The organism is Salinivibrio sp. KP-1 (assembly GCF_000968645.1).
GTDB lineage: Bacteria > Pseudomonadota > Gammaproteobacteria > Enterobacterales > Vibrionaceae > Salinivibrio > Salinivibrio siamensis.
Genome location: NZ_LAQR01000002.1, coordinates 67838 through 91532, shown reverse-complemented (window position 1 = coordinate 91532; position 23695 = coordinate 67838). Strand labels below are relative to the sequence as shown.

General features: G+C 49.4%; 24 protein-coding genes and 1 tRNA gene. 11 read left to right on the top strand and 14 right to left on the bottom strand.

Features of this window, described 5'->3' with window-relative positions; genetic code table 11:
- Positions 1-62: 62 nt before the first annotated feature.
- Positions 63-1136, bottom strand: a complete 1074-nt coding sequence (gene lptG, locus WN56_RS04875; RefSeq protein ID WP_046073953.1) for an LPS export ABC transporter permease LptG — start codon at positions 1134-1136, stop codon at positions 63-65.
- Positions 1136-2236 carry an LPS export ABC transporter permease LptF gene (gene lptF, locus WN56_RS04870; RefSeq protein WP_046073952.1) on the bottom strand — a complete coding sequence of 367 codons (1101 nt, stop codon included), beginning with the start codon at positions 2234-2236 and terminating at the stop codon, positions 1136-1138. Before lptF ends, lptG begins: the two co-directional genes overlap by 1 nt.
- A gap of 191 nt (positions 2237-2427) precedes the next feature.
- Between lptF and pepA the strand changes: the two genes are divergently transcribed.
- The 5 genes from pepA (at position 2428) to WN56_RS04845 (ending at position 8857) form a co-directional block, all read left to right on the top strand.
- Positions 2428-3939 carry a leucyl aminopeptidase gene (pepA, locus tag WN56_RS04865; protein WP_046073951.1) on the top strand — a complete coding sequence of 504 codons (1512 nt, stop codon included), beginning with the start codon at positions 2428-2430 and terminating at the stop codon, positions 3937-3939.
- Positions 3940-4090: 151 nt separating this feature from the next.
- Positions 4091-4621 (top strand): DNA polymerase III subunit chi, encoded by a 531-nt coding sequence (locus WN56_RS04860; protein WP_077666471.1) that lies wholly within the window; start codon positions 4091-4093, stop codon positions 4619-4621.
- A gap of 18 nt (positions 4622-4639) precedes the next feature.
- Entirely contained in the window at positions 4640-7498 is a 2859-nt protein-coding gene (locus tag WN56_RS04855) for a valine--tRNA ligase (RefSeq protein WP_046073950.1), read from the top strand.
- A gap of 234 nt (positions 7499-7732) precedes the next feature.
- Positions 7733-8116 (top strand): DUF2061 domain-containing protein, encoded by a 384-nt coding sequence (locus tag WN56_RS04850; protein WP_046073949.1) that lies wholly within the window; start codon positions 7733-7735, stop codon positions 8114-8116.
- A 216-nt stretch (positions 8117-8332) separates the two neighbouring features.
- Positions 8333-8857: a GNAT family N-acetyltransferase gene (locus WN56_RS04845; protein ID WP_046073948.1), complete on the top strand. Its 525-nt coding sequence runs from the start codon at positions 8333-8335 to the stop codon at positions 8855-8857.
- Positions 8858-8923: 66 nt separating this feature from the next.
- On the opposite strand, the gene rraB is transcribed toward WN56_RS04845, so the two are convergent.
- Positions 8924-9304: a ribonuclease E inhibitor RraB gene (rraB, locus tag WN56_RS04840; protein WP_046073947.1), complete on the bottom strand. Its 381-nt coding sequence runs from the start codon at positions 9302-9304 to the stop codon at positions 8924-8926.
- Positions 9305-9631: 327 nt separating this feature from the next.
- On the opposite strand from rraB, the gene arcA reads away from it, so the two are divergent.
- The 3 genes from arcA to WN56_RS04825 all read left to right on the top strand — a co-directional run bounded on the left by arcA (position 9632) and on the right by WN56_RS04825 (position 12934).
- Positions 9632-10852: an arginine deiminase gene (arcA, locus tag WN56_RS04835; protein WP_046073946.1), complete on the top strand. Its 1221-nt coding sequence runs from the start codon at positions 9632-9634 to the stop codon at positions 10850-10852.
- A gap of 228 nt (positions 10853-11080) precedes the next feature.
- Positions 11081-12211, top strand: a complete 1131-nt coding sequence (locus WN56_RS04830; protein ID WP_046073945.1) for a DUF3103 family protein — start codon at positions 11081-11083, stop codon at positions 12209-12211.
- A 222-nt stretch (positions 12212-12433) separates the two neighbouring features.
- Positions 12434-12934, top strand: a complete 501-nt coding sequence (locus WN56_RS04825) for a hypothetical protein (RefSeq protein ID WP_046073944.1) — start codon at positions 12434-12436, stop codon at positions 12932-12934.
- A 260-nt stretch (positions 12935-13194) separates the two neighbouring features.
- Here WN56_RS04825 and WN56_RS04820 read toward each other — a convergent pair whose 3' ends face one another.
- The 9 genes from WN56_RS04820 to WN56_RS04780 form a co-directional block, all read right to left on the bottom strand.
- Positions 13195-13731 (bottom strand): hypothetical protein, encoded by a 537-nt coding sequence (locus WN56_RS04820; RefSeq protein ID WP_156146659.1) that lies wholly within the window; start codon positions 13729-13731, stop codon positions 13195-13197.
- 134 nt (positions 13732-13865) lie between these two features.
- Positions 13866-14792, bottom strand: coding sequence for a TIR domain-containing protein (locus WN56_RS04815; RefSeq protein WP_046073942.1), 927 nt, complete (start codon positions 14790-14792; stop codon positions 13866-13868).
- 82 nt (positions 14793-14874) lie between these two features.
- Positions 14875-15732: a hypothetical protein gene (locus WN56_RS17190; protein ID WP_046073941.1), complete on the bottom strand. Its 858-nt coding sequence runs from the start codon at positions 15730-15732 to the stop codon at positions 14875-14877.
- A 40-nt stretch (positions 15733-15772) separates the two neighbouring features.
- A complete protein-coding gene (locus WN56_RS04805; RefSeq protein WP_052708021.1) occupies positions 15773-16408 on the bottom strand; it encodes a hypothetical protein in 636 nt (211 codons plus the stop codon).
- Between the two features lie 110 nt (positions 16409-16518).
- On the bottom strand, positions 16519-17028 hold the full coding sequence (locus WN56_RS04800; RefSeq protein ID WP_046073940.1) for a hypothetical protein: 510 nt from the start codon (positions 17026-17028) through the stop codon (positions 16519-16521).
- Positions 17029-17137: 109 nt separating this feature from the next.
- Positions 17138-17794: a hypothetical protein gene (locus WN56_RS04795; protein WP_156146658.1), complete on the bottom strand. Its 657-nt coding sequence runs from the start codon at positions 17792-17794 to the stop codon at positions 17138-17140.
- Positions 17787-18221: a hypothetical protein gene (locus tag WN56_RS04790; RefSeq protein WP_046073938.1), complete on the bottom strand. Its 435-nt coding sequence runs from the start codon at positions 18219-18221 to the stop codon at positions 17787-17789. Before WN56_RS04790 ends, WN56_RS04795 begins: the two co-directional genes overlap by 8 nt.
- Before the next feature lie 691 nt (positions 18222-18912).
- A tRNA-Ile gene (locus tag WN56_RS04785) sits at positions 18913-18988 on the bottom strand.
- Positions 18989-19142: 154 nt separating this feature from the next.
- Positions 19143-19361 carry a hypothetical protein gene (locus WN56_RS04780; RefSeq protein WP_131825349.1) on the bottom strand — a complete coding sequence of 73 codons (219 nt, stop codon included), beginning with the start codon at positions 19359-19361 and terminating at the stop codon, positions 19143-19145.
- A gap of 320 nt (positions 19362-19681) precedes the next feature.
- Here WN56_RS04780 and argF point away from each other — a divergent pair, with 320 nt between their 5' ends.
- The 3 genes from argF to pyrI all read left to right on the top strand — a co-directional run bounded on the left by argF (position 19682) and on the right by pyrI (position 22312).
- Positions 19682-20689, top strand: coding sequence for an ornithine carbamoyltransferase (gene argF, locus WN56_RS04775; RefSeq protein WP_046073936.1), 1008 nt, complete (start codon positions 19682-19684; stop codon positions 20687-20689).
- Between the two features lie 214 nt (positions 20690-20903).
- Positions 20904-21848 (top strand): aspartate carbamoyltransferase, encoded by a 945-nt coding sequence (gene pyrB / locus WN56_RS04770; RefSeq protein ID WP_046073935.1) that lies wholly within the window; start codon positions 20904-20906, stop codon positions 21846-21848.
- Positions 21845-22312 carry an aspartate carbamoyltransferase regulatory subunit gene (gene pyrI, locus WN56_RS04765; RefSeq protein ID WP_046073934.1) on the top strand — a complete coding sequence of 156 codons (468 nt, stop codon included), beginning with the start codon at positions 21845-21847 and terminating at the stop codon, positions 22310-22312. The genes pyrB and pyrI overlap by 4 nt, the downstream gene beginning before the upstream one ends.
- 151 nt (positions 22313-22463) lie before the next feature.
- Here the strand turns inward: pyrI and sspB are convergent, their stop codons facing one another.
- Together sspB and sspA are read right to left on the bottom strand one after the other, a co-directional pair.
- The gene (gene sspB, locus WN56_RS04760) at positions 22464-22991 is read right to left on the bottom strand and encodes a ClpXP protease specificity-enhancing factor (protein WP_046073933.1); all 528 of its coding nucleotides are present in this window, start codon (positions 22989-22991) and stop codon (positions 22464-22466) included.
- The gene (sspA, locus tag WN56_RS04755) at positions 22991-23629 is read right to left on the bottom strand and encodes a stringent starvation protein SspA (RefSeq protein WP_046073932.1); all 639 of its coding nucleotides are present in this window, start codon (positions 23627-23629) and stop codon (positions 22991-22993) included. Before sspA ends, sspB begins: the two co-directional genes overlap by 1 nt.
- Positions 23630-23695: the final 66 nt, after the last annotated feature.

Here is a 23695-nt window from a genome sequence, read left to right as displayed (position 1 = left end):
GTCGGCCCTTTTTAGATCCTTTTCGATGGCTCACTGCCAAGCGACAATTTGCACCTGACCAGTTACAGTTTACGCCGGAGCAGCAGTAAGGTGATCACTAAGAAAATCACACTTGGGGTAATGGCACCAATCGCTGGCGGTAATTTGTATACCAAGCTCATTGGCCCAAAGACCTCATTGGCAATATAAAAGCCAAAGCCAAAGATCACCCCAGAGAGCACACGTGCCCCCATGGTAACGCTCCGCAGTGGGCCAAACACAAAGCTGAGCGCCAGCAACATCATGACCGCAATCGACAAGGGTTGGACGGCTTTTCGCCATAAGGCGAGCTCATAGCGCGAGGCATCTTGCTGAGAAGCTCGTAAGTAAGTCACATAACTGTACAAGCCTGATAAGGATAACTCCTCGGGTTTTACCGTCACGACCGCCAGCTTGTCTGGCGTGAGGGTGGTTTTCCACACCAGTTGATCTTGCTGCACGTTAGAAATCGCTTCGCGCTTTTGCATCCGAGTAATGGTGACGTCTTTGAGCATCCAGCTATCTTGGTTGAGATAATCGGCACTTTCAGCAAACACCACATTGGTCATGTTTTGCTGATCGTCAAACTTCCAGATGCTCACACCCGTGAGATTATCTTGCTCATCGGCACGAGCGATATAAATAAAGTCATTGCCGTCTTTCGCCCATACGCCGCGCCGTACCGACATCACATTGCCGCCTGATTTAGCGATGGCACGTAACTCACGCGCGGCTTTTTGCGCATCGGGCGCGCCCCATTGGCCCAGCACCATCACGATTAGCATCAAGGGAATCGCCGTTTTGAGCACCGACATGCCAATCTGCAGTTTAGAGATCCCCGCTGCCTGCATCACCACCAGCTCGGAGCTGGATGCCAGCATCCCCAAGCCAATCAAGGCGCCCAGCAATACGGCCATCGGGAAGAACATTTCAATATCACGCGGCATGCTCAATGCCACGTATAAAATCGCCTTGCCCATGGTGTAAGTACCATCTCCCACCGAGCGCAGCTGCTCAACAAATTTAATGATGGCTGATAATCCCACCAGTGTCGCCAAGCACAAGGAGGAGGTGCCAATCAGGGTGCGACCAATATACCAATCAAGAATGCGAAACATCAGGCAGATCCTTTTACGCTAGCTTTGAGTTTTCGCACCGGTAGCGAGTCCCAACCGGCAAGCACGACGGCCAATAACAAGGCGGCGACATTAACACTCCAAAGCCCAATTTGTGCCGGGAGATCGCCGTCTTCGACCGCTGATTTAGCCGCACTGATCGACAAAAAGTACGCCAAGTAAATCAAAATAGCGGGGAAGAGCTTGGCAAATCGTCCCTGACGCGGATTCACCGCCGACAATGGCACCACAATCATGGTCATCAATGGAATACACAGTACCAAGGAAATACGCCACTGTAGCTCAGCGCGTGCTTTCAAGCTCGACTCACCAAACAGCTGCAAGGTAGGCACCGCGTCCCAATCGCGGCTTTTCTCGCGCACCTCGCGTTGACCAATTAAGACCTGATAGTTCTCGTAGGTGGTCACGCCATAGTTAAGCTGGGTCGGCAGCCCCTCAGTACGGGTGCCATCGACCAAGTCCAGTACTTGGCGGCCATCGTCGAGCTCAGAAACATAGCCTTTATCCGCCACCACCACGTTGGGCAACAAGGAGTCACGCGGCACGGGCTGGGCAACAAATACCTGATTCAGGGTTTGGCCATCATCTTCAATATTATCAACAAAAATCACCGCCTCGCCCGAGGGGGCGCTTTGAAACTGTCCTTGCACCAGCAACTCAAGCCCTGATTTAGCTTCCAGCTGCTCCATGACTTCTAACTCTTGGTTATTGGCCCACGGTGTTAGCCAGAGTGCGTTAAAAGCGGCCACCGAGCCGGTAATGATGGCCAAGTAAAGCGCCGCGCGGATCAGAAACTCATTGCCGATCCCGGTGGCATTCATCACGGTGATCTCACTCTCAGCATACAGACGACCAAAAGTGATCAAGATCCCGATATACAAACTAAGCGGCAACATCAACATTGCCATGGACGGCATGTACAAACCCACTAAGGTAATAATTTGATCACTGGGGATCGATCCTTCTGTGGCATTGGCCAGCACACGGATGAACTTTTGGCTGAAAAAGACCAGAAATAACACAAATAAGACTGCAACTTGCGTCTTAACCGTCTCCCGGATCAAATATCGAACAATTATCAAAGCGAAGGCACCTATGGAAAACTTGTTTTTTTACTCGAATAACTATAGTTTCTGGTTTAATTAGTTGTTTTCTAATCTTTCGGCCATTTGTTGACCGCCGGCTAATCCGGGCGCATCTAGAGCGTTCAACAACATAGAGGCGGCATTATCCAACATTTGGTCTCAATTGTCTTTAGGATCTAGGAGTACAAATGGAGTTCAGTGTAAAGAGCGGTAGCCCCGAAAAGCAACGCAGTGCCTGTATTGTCGTCGGTGTGTTTGAGCCTCGCCGCCTCTCCCCAGTGGCCGAGCAGCTTGATAAAATCAGCGACGGCTACATCAGTGCCCTGCTGCGCCGCGGTGATCTGGAAGGTAAACCCGGCCAGGTGCTCCTGCTGCACCATGTCCCGAATGTCCTATCAGAGCGCGTATTGTTGGTCGGCTGCGGCAAAGAGCGTGAGCTCGGTGAACGTCAGTATAAAGAAATCATCAAGAAAACCATCAGCACCCTCAATGAAACCGGTTCAATGGAAGCGGTCTGCTTCTTAACCGAGCTGCATGTTAAAGGCCGTGACACTTATTGGAAGGTGCGCCAAGCGGTTGAAAGCACCAGAGACAGCCTGTACACCTTTAACCAATTCAAAAGCGTTAAGCCAGAAATTCGCCGCCCACTGCGCAAAATGGTGTTCAATGTGCCAACGCGTCGTGAGCTGAACCTGGGTGAGCGCGCCATCGCGCACGGTTTGGCGGTTGCCTCTGGTGTTAACGCCTGTAAAGACTTGGGTAACATGCCACCGAACGTGGCCAACCCGGCATACCTTGCCTCGCAAGCGCGTCGCCTTGCCGACGATTATGAAACGGTCACAACCCGTATCATCGGCGAGCAAGAAATGGAAAAACTGGGCATGCATTCGTACTTGGCGGTTGGCCGAGGCTCAAAAAATGAGTCGATGATGTCGATCATGGAGTACAAAAATAACCCTGACCCAGACGCCAAACCGATTGTATTGGTGGGTAAAGGCCTAACCTTTGACTCGGGCGGCATTTCCATCAAGCCTGGCGCCAACATGGACGAAATGAAGTACGACATGGGTGGCGCTGCCTCCGTGTTTGGGGTAATGCGCGCGCTGGCCGAGCTCAACCTACCGATTAACGTTGTTGGGGTGCTGGCAGGCTGCGAAAACATGCCAGACGGTCAAGCGTATCGTCCAGGTGATATCCTCACTACTATGTCAGACCAAACCGTGGAAGTGCTCAACACCGACGCTGAAGGCCGCTTGGTACTGTGTGACGCCCTGACCTATGTTGAACGTTATGAGCCAGAATGTGTGATTGATGTCGCGACCTTAACCGGGGCGTGCATCATGGCCTTGAGCCACCACATCAGCGCCTTGATTGCCAACCAAAACCCATTGGCGCACGATATTATTAACGCCTCAGAGCAAGCCGGTGACCGAGCGTGGCGTCTGCCAATGACTGACGAGTTCCAAGAGCAGCTCGACAGCCCGTTTGCCGATATGGCCAATATTGGCGGTAAAGGTGGCGGCACCATCACCGCCGGGTGCTTCTTGTCACGCTTTGCCAAGAAATACAACTGGGCGCACCTGGATATCGCGGGTACCGCATGGAAAAGCGGCGGTAAAGAAAAAGGCTCAACCGGCCGCCCCGTGCCATTGTTGGTGCAATTCCTACTTAACCGCTCTGGCCTAGAAGTGGAAGAGTAACGAACACAAGGAGGCCAACCGGCCTCCTTTTTTTGTTCACGCTTTATTCAATACTGGTGTCAGTGCGCACAATCGGCTATGTTGTTGGGCTCGCGCTACCCGGACACCCTGCTTTTGGGACGGAGGCCGTTTCTCATATTTAGGAGCGTATATGCCCACCGCCACCTTTTATTTGCTATCGCCGACTGATTCAGCCGACGATACCGAACGCCCGGGGCTAACACCCGAACAGCAAGCGCGTGAAAGCAAAGACAGTGACACGCAACAACGTGACATACAAATCATAGTAGCAACCGCTATCGAACTGGCTTTTTACTACTATCAACAAGGGCAACGCATTTACCTGGCCGCGCACGACCAAGCCCAAGCGCATCAACTCGATGATCTACTGTGGCAACGTGACCCGGATGTATTTTTGCCCCATAACTTGGTCGGTGAAGGGCCGCGAGGCGGCGCACCGGTGGAAATCGGCTGGCCTGGCGTACGTCATACGGGTCATCGCAGCGTGCTTATCAATTTGGCGACAGAGCCATCAAATTTTGCGCCTTCGTTTGCACAAGTGGTAGACTTCGTCCCTTGCGATGAGACGCTCAAACAGCACGCGCGTCACCGATATAAAGCATACCGACTGGCAGGCCTGCAACTTCATACCCTGGCCATCGACCAATCGCCCAAACCTTGACGATCTTTCAAGAGCGCTATGGAAAAGACATATAATCCACAATCAATCGAAAAAGCGCTGTATCAGCGCTGGGAAGAGGAAGGCTATTTCCGACCTCATGGTGATACCAGCAAAGATGCATTCAGCATCATGATCCCGCCTCCAAACGTGACCGGTAGCCTGCATATGGGCCACGCGTTCCAGGATACCATTATGGATACCCTGACCCGTGCCGCACGGATGAAGGGCAAAAATACCCTATGGCAAGTGGGAACGGACCACGCCGGTATCGCGACGCAGATGGTCGTGGAGCGCAAGATCGCCGCCGAAGAAGGCAAAACCAAACACGATTACGGTCGTGAGGCCTTTGTTGACAAAATTTGGCAATGGAAAGGCGAATCTGGTGGCACCATTACTCAACAATTGCGCCGCTTAGGAGCCTCTGTCGACTGGGATCGCGAACGCTTCACCATGGATGAAGGCTTTTCCAATGCCGTCAAAGAGGTGTTTGTTCGCCTGCACCAGGAAGACTTGATTTACCGCGGTAAACGCCTGGTGAATTGGGATCCTAAGCTGCACACGGCCATTTCTGACTTGGAAGTGGAAAACAAAGATAAGAAAGGCCACATGTGGCATTTCCGTTATCCACTTGCTGATGGCGCCCAAACCGCAGAAGGCAAAGATTACATCGTGGTGGCCACCACCCGTCCAGAAACCATGCTGGGCGATACCGGTGTTGCGGTCAACCCAGAAGATCCGCGCTATAAAGACCTGATTGGCAAGCACGTATTGCTGCCTGTGGTCAATCGTCGCATCCCAATTGTGGGCGATGAGCACGCCGACATGGAAAAAGGCACCGGCTGTGTGAAGATCACCCCTGCGCACGACTTTAACGACTACGAAGTCGGCCAGCGCCACCAGCTACCGATGATCAACATCCTGACCTTGAACGCCGACATTCGCGATCAGGCTGAAGTGTTTGACCATAAAGGCCAGCCAAGTGATGCTTTCGATAGTGCCCTGCCAGAAAACTACCAAGGCCTGGAGCGTTTTGCCGCACGTAAAGCGATCGTGGCCGAATTTGATGCGCTGGGCTTATTGGATGAAATTAAAGATCACGATCTGACCGTGCCGTATGGCGATCGCGGCGGCGTAGTGATTGAGCCAATGCTGACCGACCAGTGGTATGTGCGCACCGCGCCATTAGCAGAGCCGGCGGTAAAAGCTGTTGAAGACGGCGATATCCAATTTGTGCCTAAGCAGTACGAGAACATGTACTTCGCGTGGATGCGTGATGTGCAAGATTGGTGTATTTCACGTCAGCTTTGGTGGGGTCACCGCATTCCTGCGTGGTACGACGAACAAGGCAATGTCTATGTGGGCCGTGACGAAGACGAAGTGCGTCGCGATAACCAGATTGGCGACGACGTCGCGCTGCGCCAAGACGAAGACGTGTTGGATACTTGGTTCTCCTCCGCGCTTTGGACGTTCGGTACGCTAGGCTGGCCAGAAAACACCGATGCACTGAAAACCTTCCACCCCACCGATGTGTTGGTATCAGGCTTTGATATCATTTTCTTCTGGGTGGCGCGCATGATCATGATGACCATGCACTTCATCAAAGATGAAAACGGCAAGCCACAAGTGCCGTTTAAGACCATTTACATGACCGGTCTTATCCGCGATGAAAGTGGCGCCAAGATGTCAAAATCCAAGGGTAACGTACTCGACCCGCTCGATATGATTGACGGCATCAGTGTTGATGACTTGGTTGCCAAGCGCACCGGCAACATGATGCAGCCGAAGCTGGCAGAAAAGATTGAAAAGGCGACCCGTAAAACCTTCGAGAATGGCATCGAGGCCCACGGCACCGACGCACTGCGCTTTACCCTCGCGGCATTGGCCTCAACCGGCCGTGACATCAACTGGGATATGAAGCGCCTTGAAGGGTATCGCAACTTCTGTAACAAGCTGTGGAACGCCAGCCGTTACGTGCTGATGAACACCGAAGAGCAAGATTGCGGCATGAGCGGCGGCGAGATGCAATTCTCATTGGCCGATCAGTGGATCGAGTCTCAGTTCCAGCAAGCGGCGAAAGACTTCAATACTCACCTCGACAACTATCGTCTCGATATGGCGGCCGGTGTCTTGTATGAGTTTATCTGGCACCAGTTCTGTGACTGGTACTTAGAGCTCACCAAGCCCGTACTGTGGAAAGGTGACGACGCACAGCAACGTGCGACCCGTTACACCCTGATCACCGTCTTGGAAAAAACCTTGCGTCTAGCGCACCCTGTGATCCCATACATCACGGAAGCGATTTGGCAGAGCGTCAAACCACTGGTTGACGGTGTCGACGGCGACACCATTATGAACCAGCCGTTGCCGCAATTTGATGCCAGCCGTGTTAACGCGCAAGCCTCAGAAGACATTGAGTGGGTGAAGCAGTTTATCGTCAGCATTCGTAACCTGCGCGCAGAGTACGACATTGCGCCAAGCCAGCCGCTTGAAGTGATGCTAAAAGCCGCGGATAGCCGTGATGCTGAGCGTGCCACCCGCAACCGCACCACCTTGAATGCCTTGGCAAAACTCGGCAACTTCACCGTGCTTGACGGTAGCGAAACCTTGCCTGCGTGTGCCTCTGCGTTGGTCGGCAGCTCGGAGATCTTGATCCCGATGGCGGGCTTGATTGATAAAGACGCCGAGTTAGCACGTCTGGATAAAGAAATCGCCAGAGTCGAAGGTGAAATCAAGCGTGTTGAAGGCAAGCTTGGCAACGAAAGCTTTGTCGCCAAAGCACCTGAAGCCGTGGTGGCGAAAGAGCGTGAAAAGCTCGATGGCTACCGTGAGAGCCTCACCAAGCTTGGTGAGCAAAAAGCGACCATCGCCGCGCTATAATCCTCGGCTCACTCAGCTTATCAAGCCACACCGCTCGGTGTGGCTTTTTTTATTCCCCCACCTCCGCGAAAAATTGGCTGGGTCAGTTTCTAAACGCTTGTTATCCCGAGCACTGATCGCCGTTGATAGCTCGCCTCTATGTAAAAGATAGTGAGAACCGTTTTTATTTATCGACAGTCTCTGTGCATACTGTCAGTGTTGATTAAACGCGTGTTGCTAATAAGGAGCTACACCATGAAGAAGACACTCAGTTTTGCTGCTATCCACTTTTCTATCGCCTTTACCGTGGCCTATGTGCTAACCGGCGATATCATCATTGGCAGCCTGATTGCGATGACCGAGCCCACTGTCAATACTGGCGCGTTTTATCTTCATGAAAAACTCTGGCAGCTTAGCCGCCAAGCGCGCCCCGCGGTCAAAACGGCCAGCTTTGCGGTCGTGCACTTTAACGTCGCCTTTTTGGTGGGCTATTTAATCAGTGGCGATTGGCTAGTCGGTGGCGCACTGGCGCTGGTTGAGCCAAGCATCAACACCTTGGCGTACTTCTTCCATGAAAAGGTGTGGCAACGTCGCCATGCGGTAAAACCCGCACCGCTTCACTTGGGGCATCATCATTAAAAAAACCATCGGTTTAATCACGGTATAACTAACACCAAGGGGAGCACTGTCAGTGGTTAAAAGGCAGTATCTCCTTGTTTCACCAAAAAGACATTTACGACGACGCTGTCAATATTGTATCCCCCCTGTCAGTTTTTCCTTCAACATTCGTGCTGCGTTGTGAAAGCCAACCTGGTGAGATAGATTACTGATACATGTATTATTTGGAGTGTCTTGATGGCCAAGGATAGTCCCCAATATTTACGCGAGCCAAGCTCACACGCACCTTTACGCGTGCGCTTAATAACGCCAAACGATAACCCTGCGATTGCCGATGTGATTCGTCGCGTTTCTGCCGAGCACGGCCTCAGTGCCGATGCCGGGTTTAGCGTCGCTGATCCCACTCTTGACTGCCTCAGCGAACAATATACCCACCCGCATGCCGCGTATTGGGTGATTGAAGCCGATGGACAGCTCCTCGGCGGTGGCGGTGTTGCCCCTTTGCCGGGCCACGATAGCGTGTGCGAGCTGCAAAAAATGTATTTTCTGCCCGCACTGCGAGGCAAAGGGATGGCGAAACAGTTAGCGATTCAGGCGATGGAAACAGCCCGCGCCTGGGGTTATCAGCACTGTTATCTTGAAACCACCGCCAACCTCACCGCCGCCATTGCCTTGTATCAGTCACTCGGCTTTACCCCGTGTGCGCGCATGGGCAACACCGGTCACGATAGCTGTGAAGTCACCATGATAAAGACGCTCTAACCCCGCTAGGCACAAAAAAGCCACGTTTTCGTGGCTTTATACTCAGTCGTTCAACCGGATCCCGCGTTACTCGCCCTCTGGGCCTTCTTCTTCATCCGACTCGAAGTAAGTGCCCCAGCCGTCGTAATCAATGTTGTGCTTATCGGCTAACGCCACCAGCTTTTCGACTTGCTCATCAATGCGTTCAGCATTCAAAGCCGTTTCCATCACAGCATCAAAGCAAACGATAGTGCCGCCCTCTTCCAGCTCAAGCTCTTCAGCCTCGGCCACTTCAAAGCCCATTTTAAAGGCTTCTACCGCCGCATCTTCTAGCGCTTCAAAAGTATCGGCACACAGGTGGTGCTCAATGGTATACAGCGCATCAGGATCACTGCCATCGGCGAGAAGCTCCTCGATGATCATCCGCGTTTCTTGGTGTTGTTGTTCGATAAGTTCAGCCTGTGACATAGACGCGACTCCAGAAAATGAATACGGGCGCAATATGGCACGGTTTAGCAAAAAATGCCACGTTCCATCATAGTGTCACTGATGAGAAAACCGCCAAGTTAATGAAATTTCTGTGACCTTGCTAGTCCGGCGAGATTGTTAGTGATTTGTAACATTGACCTCCCCCGAGAAGGTTGTCATTATTCGAGCATCCAAGGAGGAGATGAGACACGCCCACCCTGTGCAAACGGCCTGCATTCCCACCTAACCGGTGAGCACACCGCCCGTGTGTGCAACACGCTGTTTGTCTCATTACCTGGCCCGTATTAAGGAAAAAGAGGACCTACCATGAGTGAGTTTTACGTTGGATCTGAAGTTGGGCAACTGAAGCGTGTACTGCTTCACCGCCCTGAACGAGCGTTGAACCACCTGACGCCATCTAACTGCCATGAACTGTTGTTTGATGATGTGCTGGCTGTTGAGCGCGCGGGGGAAGAGCATGACATGTTTGCCCGCACCCTGACCGACCAAGGCGTCGACGTGTATCTGCTCCACGATTTACTGGTCGAAACCCTCGCGGTGCCAGAAGCCAAGCAATGGCTGCTCGACACCCAACTCAATCAATATCGTCTCGGTTATCAGTTCGCCAGTGATGTACGCGCTTATATGGCGGACATTGACCACAACACCCTAGCTGACATTCTACTTGGCGGTTTAAGCTATATCGACTTGCCCGTGCAATCATCCTCGATGATGCAGGCCATGCATGATAAGACCGACTTTGTGATTGAGCCGCTGCCTAACCACCTATTTACCCGCGACACCTCGTGCTGGGTATATGGCGGCGTATCACTCAACCCTATGGCCAAGTCGGCGCGCCAACGTGAAACCAACCACCTACGTGCCATTTACCGCTGGCACCCTGAATTTGCCGATAGCCCGTTTATTAATTACCTCGGCGATGAAGTACGTGACTACGACAACGCCATGATTGAAGGCGGCGATGTGCTAGTTATTGGCCGCGGCGCGGTGTTAATTGGTATGTCCGAGCGCACCACCCCACAAGGGGTTGAGCAGCTGGCACGCAGCCTGCTGTTTAGTGGCCAAGCCAAAGAAGTGATTGCCGTGCAACTGCCGAAAAACCGCTCGTGCATGCATCTAGATACGGTGATGACCCACATGGACGTGCACACCTTCTCGGTTTACCCCACTGTGATGCGCCCCGACTTGCCATGCTGGCGCCTAACTCGCAAAGGCGAAGACAGCCTTAACGTGGAAGCGCAGTCTTGCTACCTCACCGCAATTGAAAAAGCACTCGACGTCGGCCCGCTGAACATCATTACCACCGGCGGTGACAGCTATGCTGCTGAGCGCGAACAATGGAACGATGCCAACAACGTGCTCACGGTCAAACCTGGGGTGGTGATTGGTTATGAAGGCAACACCTACACCAACGAGAAATACGACAAAGCCGGAATCAAGGTGCTCTCGATCCCGGGTGACCAACTAGGTCGTGGCCGCGGTGGCGCGCGTTGTATGAGCTGCCCGCTTGAACGCGACGGCATTTAACCTCACGCCTTTTCGCTTTAACGCCCGGCCACTTGGCCGGGCGTTTTTTTGCCACTCGCACACTTTGGTACCAAAAGTGACTAATTTCATGCCGCAGTTGCGCCTTTTTTATGAACTCGGCTCACATCACATTATTTTCTAAATAGCATTATTTCTCATTTACGTCGCATGATGGCCTTAGTCAGCATCCGCTGGCGTCAGTTGGAAACACAACAAAAAGGAAACGCGATGAAGAAAAATACGCTCATTGCCCTATTATTGGCTGGCATCACCCAAGCTTTGACTCCCGCTTTTGCGACCAATGCCGATAATTCAGTGGTTGATATTAAACGCGACACCGCCAAACAACTGAGTCAAGATTATGCGCTATTAGCGCCTGTGCTCCACCGTAGCATTAATGCCTATGGCCTGAATGCGTCACTACAAAGTCTCACCCAAACGCGCGCACATCAGCTTAATGATCAACTGCGCGCGGCCGACCGCGCCTTGCGAGAGGCACAAGGGGTCGAAGAGGTCGCCGAACAGTTGCTTGAAGTGCGTCTGGCAGACCCCAGCATGCTCGCACGCTGGCAAGCTGGCCAAGCGCCACTGTTTGCCTTTGAGCCAGCAGGCGATGATAAAACCTGGACCCAAATTGAAGCCTACGACACCAACGGCAAGGTGCACTGGCTAGACGTTCATCAGTTGCCTGACCGCCCTATTTTGGTAGTGGATGCCAATGGTGAAGCCTCACTTAAAGCTGGCCTAGAAGTGATGCGCCGCACCCTGGCCGAGCAAGCCCCAGCGCCCCGTATGCGTCGTCACGCGCCAATGATGGCACAAGGGCCGGCCGAGCCCATTGACACCACAGTGCTCAAATCAATCCGCCTTGAAGACGACCAAGAGCCTTGGATCTCCGGCGCAGCCGAGGTATACGCGATTGTCACCGGCGTGAACCCCAGCCGTGACGAGCCCACGCTCGATATTGTCGATATGCCCTATTTGGATTACGACCAAACCAACTATCACCCTAATCAGGTGATGATCCACTGGGAGCGTTATCGCTGGGGCGCGGCGGACGTGATCTTGATGGAGCAAGACGACGGCACCAACTACAAAGAATTGGCCTTGAAGTTAAACGAGGTGGCGAGCGACATCATTGCCGCCATTCCAGATTTAGAGGTGCAAGCCTATGGCGTGATCACCAAGATCACCGGCAAAATCATTGAAGCCATCCCCGACGGCTGGCTCACCAACGATGATGACTTTGTGGACGTGTACTACACCCTACTCAAAGACCGCGAATACCGCGACCACCCCAGCGCCGGCGGCAACACCATCGCCACCTGGCAACCACTGACCATCGAACCGACAGAATAATGATGGACTGGAGATAGAAAGCCAAAACGCAGCCATAGGGCTGCGTTGCTTGTCTCTGTTTTTTTATTTTACTCGTTCCCACGCTCTGGCGTGGGAATGGATACGGGATTTGAACCATGAACTGAAATCGTTACAAAACTATCGATCCGTACTTGTTGAATTTGGTTGCTCTGATTCTGCTGAACGGATCCTCTGTGCTCATACGCTCTAACATTGTAGCCAATGTTAGTTGGCTACTACACGGCCTTCCTCACCATTACTTGCCCGTCTAATATCGTGAAATACATCTCAAAAAACATCGACGGTGATCATCTCGATGCTGGTATCTACGGTGAAGACCCGAAATGTGCAGCAGCGCGCGTCGATGCATGGGCGGCATGCTGGAGCATTCGCCAATTTCAACAACTGGGAGGGTGTTCGGTGACGGTTTGGCGTGAATTACGCCGCTTAAAGGCAATGATGGCAGAAAGTCAGCTAGTGCAGGACATTCACGATGCAGCCGACAAAGGAAACTGGAAAAGCTTTACAGATTTAATGGGTGGCGTATTCTGCAAGCGCACAGAGCAGGCTATAGCCCCTCATTATGAGCTGGCTTTTGATAGTGATACAGGCGTGGTGAAAACGTCCATGTATAGCGAAGACGAGCTTTTAAAGGTGCTTAAAGGTATCTCAGCAGGCGGAAAGGCCATCATCACCCGCACCAACGAATGGCATCTGTCATGAAGACAGATGCGCTTTTACTTGGAGTTCTGTGAATAACTGTATTTTAGCGGAAATTTGATATGACCAACGCCGAACAAACCCTAAGGCCTCGTACAGGCGAAAATACCTCGGAGCTACTTTCGCTGCCTAATAGCCCTGTTAAGGTGTGAGCAGCGCAATACAAATGCCTCCGCACACCACCTTGTTCACGAAAATCAACGCACAACAAAAATTCGCGCGTTGCGAATGATGTTGATCAACTTTAACGGACACGTCTTTCGTTAAGTATATTGTTTTTCAAACTCTTTAGACAACTTTCGCCATATATTCGATAAGTTGTCCCAGCCCATCACGTCGTTTGAGACCTGAAACTGAATCACACTTGAACTAGACACTTTATCAAACAACAAGTCACTACCCTGCTTCCAGTGTTGCTCCAAATACTCTTTTTGCTTCGGCACAGGATATCTTCCGCTCCATACCACGCACTCTGTTAAATACTTAAAGATCTCGATTTCACTTTCAGACAATTTAACTTCAGCTGTATTTGCAAGGTTGTTTAGGTTGTGACTTGCTGGTGCAGGCTTTTTCTTAGCAACGCATATTGCTTTCAGCAAAGCTTCAAATGACATACCAAAAAGCATTTCATAGACGGGATTACATGCCACCGACATGCAAAATCCTGAAGGAAAACCTAGATCTGTAGCTACATTTTGCTCAGCAAAGATAGTCGAGTGTAATGCGCCTGCTGAGGCAAACAGATCGGAAGCTTTGTTGTGCCACCATAATGGAGACCGCTTTCTTGTTTCAAATTCCATCGCATATAAGTCATTCAATTTCTAATACTCAAAATTACACATAACGCCCGCAGCACGCATGGCTTTGCAGTGAAGGCGATGCCGCAACGAAAAAGATATCACTGTGGCAGTAGCTGCGTTTGTTATGTGCTGGTTTAAAATGGGATGTCATCCCACTCCTTCTCCTGTTCTACTTTCCCGATTACTATCTTCTGAACATTAAACTTGGTAAGCATCGAATTAAGGCTATCTAGGAACTCTTGAGACTCAACAAGTCGAGAATTATCGGAGACTTGTTGCTTAAGATTTTCCAAAATATCCGAAGGCACCCCCTCTAGAGACTTGAAAATAGCAACTTTTTCTATAGCCTCCTCAATTGTGGTTGCATTTGAAAGAGCGCCAGAAAGTGAAATCAATATTTTATTTCTGGTTTTTGGGGATTTGACCAAGGTTTCAAAGATCTTCTCGGCAACATCACCTATCGTTTTTCCTTGAGCTTGGATTCCTTGATACTTACCAATAAATCCGTAAGGGTCTAGCCCTTTGCGGATTGGGATGATTAAAACGTCACGGCCAACAGCCACTCCAACTTCTTGATCGCACCACTTACTTTCTTGAAATCCGGGCATAAGAATCGCTGCCAGCGCATCCATAGTTTTTAAGCCTGCTTCTATCTCACTTTGCCACTCTTGTGTTGGCTCAATATCTTCATGAGCGACAAAACTGGATATAGCATATTTTCTAAGCGCAGTTTGCAGGTGTGAAGTTTGAACTTTGAAGGAAGCTAAATGACTCAAAAACAACCTAAAATGCCCTGCCTTCCAGAAACCAACCTCTCTCACCACCTCAGCACCATTTGGAACGTCAACAAGCCCCAGCTCGCCTGCGATTTTGAAAAGCAACTCTTCATCGACTTTGGCAAGCATGTCCTTTGAGTACGATCTTTTACTATTATGGGGGTAGTTATCCTGCGTTGGAACGCCATGCCCACGAAAGTAGGCATCTATATCCGAGAATGTCATTCTAGACTGTAGCTCTGAACCGATATCGTCTAAGAATTTAATTTTTTCCAATCCATTCATAATTGTCTGAATTTACTCCTAGAGCACATAATGCTTCAAGCAGGGGCGCAGCTTTGCTGCGTCCCTTGGCTTGATTTGTTAGCTATTTCTCGCCTTTTGACCCGCTGTCAGCACTTGTCTTACCGCCATCAGTATTGCCCTTAAAGATCACATTTTGTGGACCTGTTGGCTTAGGGGCTGCTGAAGGCGTCTGCGAAGGTTCTGCACTCGGAGTTGTTTGCTGTCCTTGATTACTGCCACCTGAATCATTATCGGCCATATTTTTCTCCTCTTTTTTGGACATATTGTCAATTATATTTACTTGGTAAACCTTATCTTCTGAAGTTACTCGCTCATAAATATAGAAAGGCGATGCACAGAATAGAAAGACAAAGGCAACAACTACGAATAAAGTTGCATCGTGTAAGTAGTTACCTCTTTTTATATTATTTTCGCTGTTATGCTCTGCGGCTTCCGATAATCTTTCGTCAAAGTACTCATCAAAATCAATAGCTGCCTTATCGTCGCTTGAGCCATTTGTATTGTGCCAACATTTCAGATTTTCTAGATATTCCCTTAACTGTTTCGCTGGCGGTATTTTTTGATATGAATAGCCTAAAAATGTCCGAACTAGCTTATAAACAGAAATTAACATGCTGCCGATAGCAAGAAGAGAAAACAACAAAAATAAATATGTAGCCGGTTCGTTAGAGTATTTGAACCCAGTAATTACAGCAGCAAGCGCTCCACCGAGTATTGTCAATGCAACAATAGGTGTATTTGTCGCCGAAGCTATACCGTTTCTCTGCTCGAGCTCAAAATCGTATTGTTTTTGAAAAACTTCTCGGTTCAAATCTATCCCCCGATAGAGCTGACGCCCAATTAAGGTGTTAAGCACGCGACCACGACACTTAACTTGACCACTGTAATCACTGAACTTAACCCAAACCAATAATGCCAAGCGTTATGAATTACTCTTAAATAGTTTGTTAAATTACATTTTACAGCGCCTGAATAGCCAAGCTAAAACCCTCGACTTTTAGATCAATCATTGAGAATAACAACGTCAACCAGACTGCAGCCAAGGTAAGTCCAACGTAAATTGGTATTCTACTTACAGAAAACCGTTTCATTACTAACCATGAGGATGGTGACATAAAGCTGCCTTTCCCTCGATTGAGTCGAGATTGAACGATTTTCTCATATACTTCGGTATCGTCATGAAATAGCTCGATTAGAAAACTTCGTTGAGCTTTAGGTCCACACAATAAAAACAGAAGTCTATTTTCTACTGCTTTAAGGACCTCCTCCCAATATTCTTGCCAAAATTTGGCACCACTAGCCATACCAACTTGATATAACGAGACGAAAAAACCAACTAAACAAACCATAAAACTAACCAGTGGCTTTGTATGTGATGACTGCATCACACCGGCAAAGATGACACCCTGAAATATCATGAAAAAGTTGTTTCTCTGTACCAGTTGTGTAATTTCAAAATCTCTTGTCGATAAAGCTATACGAAATAAACTCTTTAATGCCTCAGTGTCATTCTGAATTTCTATAGCACGCAACATATCTTTTTTATCGTCGTGGTCTGTTTCAATCGAACCATCTTCTACTTTTTCGTTTGTCAATTTTGTCTCCTGTAATTTAACGCTTGCCTAACCGGCGAGAAATAGCAGGCTAAAATTAGCGACGAAGGAGCGCAAGCCTGCTGTTTTGCGTCCTTTGGTTTAGGCACTTTTTAAAAGTCAGTCGTTCGATTCAGTATTTTAGCGAGCTTTTTATTGGCGATAGCTAGTTCATCAGTTTTGTTCTCTAAATGTATTAGAAACTGTCTAGATGCCTCAATTAATCCAACATGCAAATCCCCAACATTAACATAGACTTGTTCATTAGAATTTCTTGCGGTCACGTCAATTTGGCCACCATAATAGAAAACATAACGAGCTTTACCACTTTTTACGTCTCTTGCTTCTGCTGTTCCTGTATGTAATAAAGCACAGCGTGATGCCCAAAGATCATTTGCATTACATGGTAATGTTTGACCTTCAACAAAAAGATAAGTATTCAGCCAACGTTTAAAATCTTGACCAGTAGAGTGTTCATTTTCGATAGACAACCATGCCAATCTATCAACCCATGAAAACAATAAAATTAGAGCTGATTCGTGATGCTGGTTTCGGAATAAAACTTCCATAGCTTTGTTTGACTTAACCATATGTTCAGCCAAACACTTTGCACTTTGTTCCAAGAGTCCTCCTGACTTTTAACGCCGCATTAAGGTGTGAGCGACGCTTGGCTATACTTGAGCGAAGCGAAACTGCCAAGCGTTGCGAATCACTCTTAAATGCTTTGTTAGCCTACTCGTAATCAATTTCACGCTCAGCTTTATGGTGCTGCTTATGAGGTTCATCATTAACTACTTCGATGTTGTCCAAGTCTAACGCTAAATCTGGATCATCAGCTCTACGCTCTATATGATGTGCATTAGCATCAGGCTCCAACGGTTTTCCTGACTTTTGGCATGCATCTATGCCATCACGTTCAATTTTCTGCTTTTTTAAATGGCGCTGTTCTTTTCTTATTTTGCTCTCTTGTAACGCTCTGCGGGTTCTAGACTCTGAATTATCTCTAAGTGCAGTAAGGCAACGCTCATTCTCTTTCATCTGCTCAACTTTTTGAGCATCATAGGGTTTTTCAATTCGCTCATCGAGTTCTCGCTTTAAAGCAGGAGTCCGAACATACCGCTCCTTACCTACTTTAAATTTATCCTTTTCTGGGAGTCGATTATAGAATTTTTTAGCACCCACAGAGTCAGTACATAAAGTATGTTGCAGACCTTTGGTATTTAAAGCTGTTTTACCATTATCTTCTCTAACACCATTTTTTTGAATTACTTCTCTAGTTTTCTTTGCATACTCTTCTTCAACATACTCAGATGGCTCAGGGAAATTTAAAGGTGTCGATTCTAATGAATGTACAACTATATCTTGGTTCTTCTTGTTATTATCAGCCATGATCATCACCAAACGCATCATCATCAATTAGATCAGAATAGATTTCTTGTAACTTTTGAAATGCTAACTTTGCTTCTTCACTGTCGTTGAGGTCCGCTCGAATTATGTGCGAAATTTTCTTATACCACCGTTTAGCTACTTTTTCATCACTGTACGTTTCATCATTTATACCTAGCAGATGCTCTCTTTTTTCACCATCACACTCCAACAGAAAGTAAATATATTGTTTTCTTTCTGTCAAAAAGTAACCGGATTTGAATGGAACCCAGTTTTCACGTAATTTCTGTAAAGAAAGAAAAAGATCTTGATAAGAATCAGCCACTATCTGAAGTGGCGATATTTCTTTATTAACTTTTTGAATTATCTCGCTAATTTCACCAAGCTCTTTCAGTTCTTCAACCGATGAAGCTTTAAGGACTAATTTCATACATTTTCTCCTAAAATTTACCTTCTCAAGGCACAGGATAAAGCTGGAACTGTGTAGGCTAACATTGTATTAGCGCGTATGCGCGATTTCCCCAAAACCGTTATACGCACTATTTTCTACCTAACTATCTGTTATTAATTGAGTTTCTCACCTCTAATAGATACTGCTTTTCCGCGAAAGTGTGCATGCCGCCTATCTCTACTCAGGAATTCACACTATCCCCAAGCGTCAAGCTGTAACCGCATGACTTATAGGATCTTTTTGTCAACCGTTCTGGGATAGTGTGAATCGGTCACGGATAAGCGTGCACGCTTTTGGCTGTCTCTAGCCGATAAGCTGGTTAGGTACCCAGTGTTTAGCAATGCTACCGCCGATCAGTTGTCGGCACCTAACACGCCATCGTATTGGCAAATTTGTAGATGAGTGTATCAAGCCGTGTGTGGGTTTTCGTGCGCTGTTATCCAAAATGTTAGATTGAGCATGTTTTGTGATATGGGTACAAAAGGCGGTTTATTCGAAAGCTGTGCTTAAGCAAGCTGTCACTAATATCGAACGTGAGATGAGTATTGCGGGTAGGGAGTGCGAATCAAAAGGACGTTTACGAGTGATTAATTTGCTACATATATGCTACACAGCAAAATAAAAAGCAAAAGGCCTGAGTAGTTACTAACCTCTCAGGCCTTTCTATGACTGGTGGCCCCTCCCAGACTTGAACTGGGGACCAATCGATTATGAGTCGACTGCTCTAACCACTGAGCTAAGGGGCCGAATGGAATGGGATTATAGGGGAAGGCTCACAGGGTGTCTAGCTGTAAGGGGGGCGAATTCAGTATGCTTTTTGAGCACTTAGCGTGTTGCGGGATAAACAAGCGCCGCCAATGTGGCGGCACTCACGCTTTGCTTGCTTAGGAGGTTACCGCCTTATTGCATGGCGGGGTCTTGGCTGTCTTCTGCCGGCCAGGTGCTGTTGTCATCTTCTGGCATTGGCTGCGTGTCGCAATCCGTGCCGCCGTCTGGGCAGGTTACCACGGGTTGGTCGCCTTGTGGTTGGCTGGCTTCGTTGGCCATCGCGGGGCCGGCGAGGCCAACCATCATCATGAGTGCGCTAAGAGTCAGTGCTTTGTTTTGTGTTTTCATCATGTTCTCCTTCCTAGTATTGTCGTTTGCCCTTGAGGACATAAACACTATCTCGTACTCATCGCGCGGCCCTGTCATTCTCTCGCTATAAGGCGGTAAAAGGATTGTCTAGTTTGTCGCCAACTTATCAGCATTGTCAGCGCTTGATTAAATCCCTCCTTCGCGGTCAGAAAACCATCAAAACGGTGTGTTATTGGTCAATTCATGGCCTTTACGCTCGGTTTTGTCGCTTGCATCTTGCTGGCACGCGCTTTACCATCAAAGAATAATTAAACACAAATATCGATTTAATATTCAATTTAGCGCGTTATTTAGGGATAGATATGAAAAGCGACCTCTACCAGCAATCACTGCTCACCTTACTCGACTTGTCACCTCAGCAAATCCACGATCTGGTTGATGATGCCGCTGCACTAAAAGCGGCAAAAGCCTGTGGTGAGGAAACCCCACAGCTCACGGGCAAAAACATTGCGCTGATTTTTGAGAAAACGTCGACCCGTACCCGCTGTGCCTTTGAGGTGGCAGCGTTTGACCAAGGCGCACAGGTCAGCTACCTCGGCCCTAGCGGCAGCCAGATTGGCCATAAAGAAACCATGAAAGACACCGCGCGGGTGTTAGGGAGAATGTACGATGGCATTCAATACCGTGGCTTTGGCCAAGAGGTGGTCGAGACGCTCGCCGCACATGCCGGGGTGCCGGTGTGGAATGGCTTAACGGATGATTTTCATCCCACCCAAGTGTTGGCCGATCTGCTCACCATGCAAGAGCACAGCGACAAGCCGCTTAATCAAATCGCGTTTGCGTATGTGGGGGATGCGCGCAACAACATGGGTAATTCGCTATTGGTCGGCGCGGCGAAAATGGGGATGGATCTGCGCCTGATTGGCCCCAAAGCCTACTGGCCTGAGGCCGATTTGATTGCCGCATGCCAAGATATCGCCGCCAATACGGGCGCGACGCTCACCTTAACCGAAGACACCGCAGCGGTGAACGGTTGTGATTTTGTGTATACCGATATCTGGGTGTCGATGGGTGAACCCGAATCGGCCTGGGCGCAGCGTGTGGCTGATCTCACCCCTTATCAGGTGAATCCAAGCTTGATGGCCGCCACCGCGAATCCACACGCTAAGTTTATGCACTGTTTGCCTGCCTTTCATAACGATGAGACCGGTGTGGGTAAACAAATTGCCGATCAATACGGGCTCAATGGGCTGGAGGTGACCGACGCGGTGTTCGAATCTGAGCAGTCGATCGTCTTTGATCAGGCAGAGAACCGACTGCATACCATCAAGGCTGTGATGGTTGCCACACTCGTCAACGCAAGCACGTAAACGATTGCACTTTTGCTTGCACGACATAAATAGGGGCGTATAATTCGGCCAGATTTCACTACACGGCCAGAAGTTATGTTGGTTATTCCACCCACAAACAGCGATTTATCCGCCCCATTGCGGGACGGTATCCGCATTGGTCGTGATCGTAAAAACCTCCGTTTCGGAGGTTTTTTTTTGCCTGTAGCACACTGCAAAGAAAGGGACTCGCGTTATGGCCAATACGCTTTATAACAAACATATTATTTCCATTCCCGAGCTCAGCCGCGACGAGCTGGAGTTAATCGTCGCCACGGCGGGCGAGCTTAAAGCGCGCCCTAACCCGACGCTGTTGAAGAATAAAGTGATTGCCAGCTGCTTTTTTGAGGCGTCGACACGTACGCGCTTGTCGTTTGAAACCGCGATTCAACGTCTTGGCGGCTCGGTGATCGGCTTTCCCGACGGTGGCAATACCTCGTCAGGCAAAAAAGGCGAAACGTTGGCCGACTCGGTACGGGTGATTTCCTCGTATGTCGATGGCTTTGTGATGCGCCACCCAAAAGAAGGTGCCGCGCGGTTAGCCTCGGAGTTCTCTGAAGGTGTGCCGGTGGTGAACGGCGGTGATGGCGCTAACCAGCACCCAACCCAAACCCTGCTCGACCTGTTCTCGATTTACGAAACCCAAGGTCGGCTCGATAACCTCAATATTGCCATGGTAGGCGATCTGAAGTATGGCCGTACCGTGCATTCGCTGACGCAAGCCTTGTCAAAGTTCGAGGGGAACCGCTTTTTCTATATCGCCCCAGATGCGCTGGCGATGCCAGAGTACTTGCTCGATGAACTGACTGCCGCGGGCCACCCGTATAGCCTGCACAGCAGCATCACCGATGTGGTGCCTGAATTGGATGTGTTGTATATGACGCGGGTGCAAAAAGAGCGCTTTGATGAATCAGAATACGCGCACATTAAAGCGGCGTTCATTTTAAATGCGGCCATGTTGCGTGATGCCAAACCCAACATGAAGGTGATGCATCCCCTGCCCCGTGTGGATGAAATTACTGTGGATGTCGATAAAACCCCGCACGCCTATTACTTTGAGCAAGCCGAGAACGGCGTCTATGCCCGAGAGGCCCTGCTGGCACTGGTGTTAAACGAACAGGTTGAAGGAGTTGCAAAATGAGCACGGATAACAAACTACAAGTTGAAGCCATCTGTCACGGCACGGTGATCGATCATATCCCGGCGCATATTGGCTTTAAGATCTTAAACCTGTTTCAAATGCACGGCAGCGATCAGCGGATCACCATTGGCCTGAATCTGCCCTCATCGGCGTTGGGCAGCAAAGATCTGATCAAAATCGAGAACGTGGTGATCAGCGAAGATCAGGCCAGTCAACTCGCGCTGTATGCGCCACAGGCAACCGTCAATCAAATCGAAGACTATCAAGTGGTGGCCAAGCTGCCATTGACCTTGCCGGTAGTGATTCAAGGCATATTCCGCTGCCCTAATTCGAATTGTATTACCCACGGTGAGCCGGCGGTGGATAGCTCGTTCCGCGTGCTGAGTGAAGCAGATGATGTGAAGCTACGCTGCAAATACTGTGAGAAGGTATTCTCACGCGAGATCATGACGGAGCGTCACTGATACCCCGCAGCGGATACAGGCGCCGGGAGGCGCCTTAGTTTCGCACCTGTGCGGCGAGCACAAGGTCTAGGCGTAAAGCCTAGGCATAAAAAAACCAGCACTTGGGTGCTGGTTTTTTGTGTCTCACTTTCAAGGAGAACTTGCGACGCGGTTATTTCACCACGGTCAGCGTCGGCTTGCCTTTTTTGCTTGGCGTAGCCGGCGTGTCGTCTTCGTCATCAGCTTGCGGCAACGCGTCTGGATCGTCAACGCTGTCAACCGACACCAAAGGCGGCTCTTCGTCGTCTTCTACCTCGCTGGATGAGGGAGATTGTTCAAACATTTCCTCATCATCAGCGTGGGCGTACGCTGGCTCCATATCAAACATGGTTCCGGCACCATTTTCACGCGCATAGATGGCGAGCACTGCGGCCATAGGCACCAGCACTTGTTGAGGCTTGCCACCAAAGCGGGCATTAAAGCACACATGGTCGTTGCTAAGCTCTAAGTTTCCCACCGCACGCGGGGCAATGTTGAGAACAATTTGTCCGTCTTTGACGTAGTCAAACGGGACTTGTACCCCAGGTAACGTCGCGTCCACCACCATATGTGGGGTGAGATCGTTATCCAGTAACCAATCATAGAACGCGCGAACCAAATAGGGGCGGCGTGGTGTCATCGCAAATTCTGATGTAGACATTATTGACCTGTTAGTCGCATTTCACGTTCAGCTTCTGTCAGTGAGGCGAGAAACGAATCACGCTCAAACAGACGCGTCATGTAGTCTTTTACTTGCTTCGCGCCTGGGCCAGTTAGCTCAATACCCAGTGCCGGCAAACGCCACAGCAGCGGGGCTAAATAGCAATCTACCAGGCTAAACTCTTCGCTTAGGAAGTAGGGATCTTCGGCAAATACCGGTGCCAGCGCCAGAAGCTCTTCACGCAGCTGCTTACGCGCTTTGTCGGCGTCGTCAGCACTGCCTTCCATAATTTGGTCAACCAAGGTATACCAGTTGCGCTTGATGCGATACATCATCAAACGACTTTGTGCACGGGCAACAGGGTATACCGGCATCAATGGCGGGTGAGGGAAACGCTCATCCAAGTATTCCATGATGATATCCGCGTTGTACAACGCTAACTCACGGTCTACCAAGGTTGGAACAGAGTTATAAGGATTTAAGTCAACCAGATCTTCTGGCAGATTATTCGGATCCACCAGCTCGATTTCTACACTGACACCTTTCTCTGCGAGGACGATGCGTACCTGATGACTATAGAGATCAGATGCGTCAGAGAATAACGTCATCACCGAGCGTTTATTGGCAGCAACAGCCATCAACCCCTCCAGGATGTTCAATAACAATAGAAAGCAATGGGGACCTAAAGTCCCCATTGCGGATTA

Excerpts from the sequence above, each read along its gene's own strand:
- lptG (WP_046073953.1), bottom strand. The coding sequence starts at position 1,136 with ATGTTTCGCATTCTTGATTGGTATATTGGTCGCACCCTGATTGGCACC.
- pepA (WP_046073951.1), top strand. The coding sequence starts at position 2,428 with ATGGAGTTCAGTGTAAAGAGCGGTAGCCCCGAAAAGCAACGCAGTGCC.
- WN56_RS04860 (WP_077666471.1), top strand. The coding sequence starts at position 4,091 with ATGCCCACCGCCACCTTTTATTTGCTATCGCCGACTGATTCAGCCGAC.
- WN56_RS04855 (WP_046073950.1), top strand. The coding sequence starts at position 4,640 with ATGGAAAAGACATATAATCCACAATCAATCGAAAAAGCGCTGTATCAG.
- WN56_RS04850 (WP_046073949.1), top strand. The coding sequence starts at position 7,733 with ATGAAGAAGACACTCAGTTTTGCTGCTATCCACTTTTCTATCGCCTTT.
- WN56_RS04845 (WP_046073948.1), top strand. The coding sequence starts at position 8,333 with ATGGCCAAGGATAGTCCCCAATATTTACGCGAGCCAAGCTCACACGCA.
- rraB (WP_046073947.1), bottom strand. The coding sequence starts at position 9,304 with ATGTCACAGGCTGAACTTATCGAACAACAACACCAAGAAACGCGGATG.
- arcA (WP_046073946.1), top strand. The coding sequence starts at position 9,632 with ATGAGTGAGTTTTACGTTGGATCTGAAGTTGGGCAACTGAAGCGTGTA.
- WN56_RS04830 (WP_046073945.1), top strand. The coding sequence starts at position 11,081 with ATGAAGAAAAATACGCTCATTGCCCTATTATTGGCTGGCATCACCCAA.
- WN56_RS04825 (WP_046073944.1), top strand. The coding sequence starts at position 12,434 with ATGTTAGTTGGCTACTACACGGCCTTCCTCACCATTACTTGCCCGTCT.
- WN56_RS04820 (WP_156146659.1), bottom strand. The coding sequence starts at position 13,731 with ATGGAATTTGAAACAAGAAAGCGGTCTCCATTATGGTGGCACAACAAA.
- WN56_RS04815 (WP_046073942.1), bottom strand. The coding sequence starts at position 14,792 with ATGAATGGATTGGAAAAAATTAAATTCTTAGACGATATCGGTTCAGAG.
- WN56_RS04795 (WP_156146658.1), bottom strand. The coding sequence starts at position 17,794 with ATGGCTGATAATAACAAGAAGAACCAAGATATAGTTGTACATTCATTA.
- WN56_RS04790 (WP_046073938.1), bottom strand. The coding sequence starts at position 18,221 with ATGAAATTAGTCCTTAAAGCTTCATCGGTTGAAGAACTGAAAGAGCTT.
- WN56_RS04780 (WP_131825349.1), bottom strand. The coding sequence starts at position 19,361 with ATGATGAAAACACAAAACAAAGCACTGACTCTTAGCGCACTCATGATG.
- argF (WP_046073936.1), top strand. The coding sequence starts at position 19,682 with ATGAAAAGCGACCTCTACCAGCAATCACTGCTCACCTTACTCGACTTG.
- pyrB (WP_046073935.1), top strand. The coding sequence starts at position 20,904 with ATGGCCAATACGCTTTATAACAAACATATTATTTCCATTCCCGAGCTC.
- pyrI (WP_046073934.1), top strand. The coding sequence starts at position 21,845 with ATGAGCACGGATAACAAACTACAAGTTGAAGCCATCTGTCACGGCACG.
- sspB (WP_046073933.1), bottom strand. The coding sequence starts at position 22,991 with ATGTCTACATCAGAATTTGCGATGACACCACGCCGCCCCTATTTGGTT.
- sspA (WP_046073932.1), bottom strand. The coding sequence starts at position 23,629 with ATGGCTGTTGCTGCCAATAAACGCTCGGTGATGACGTTATTCTCTGAC.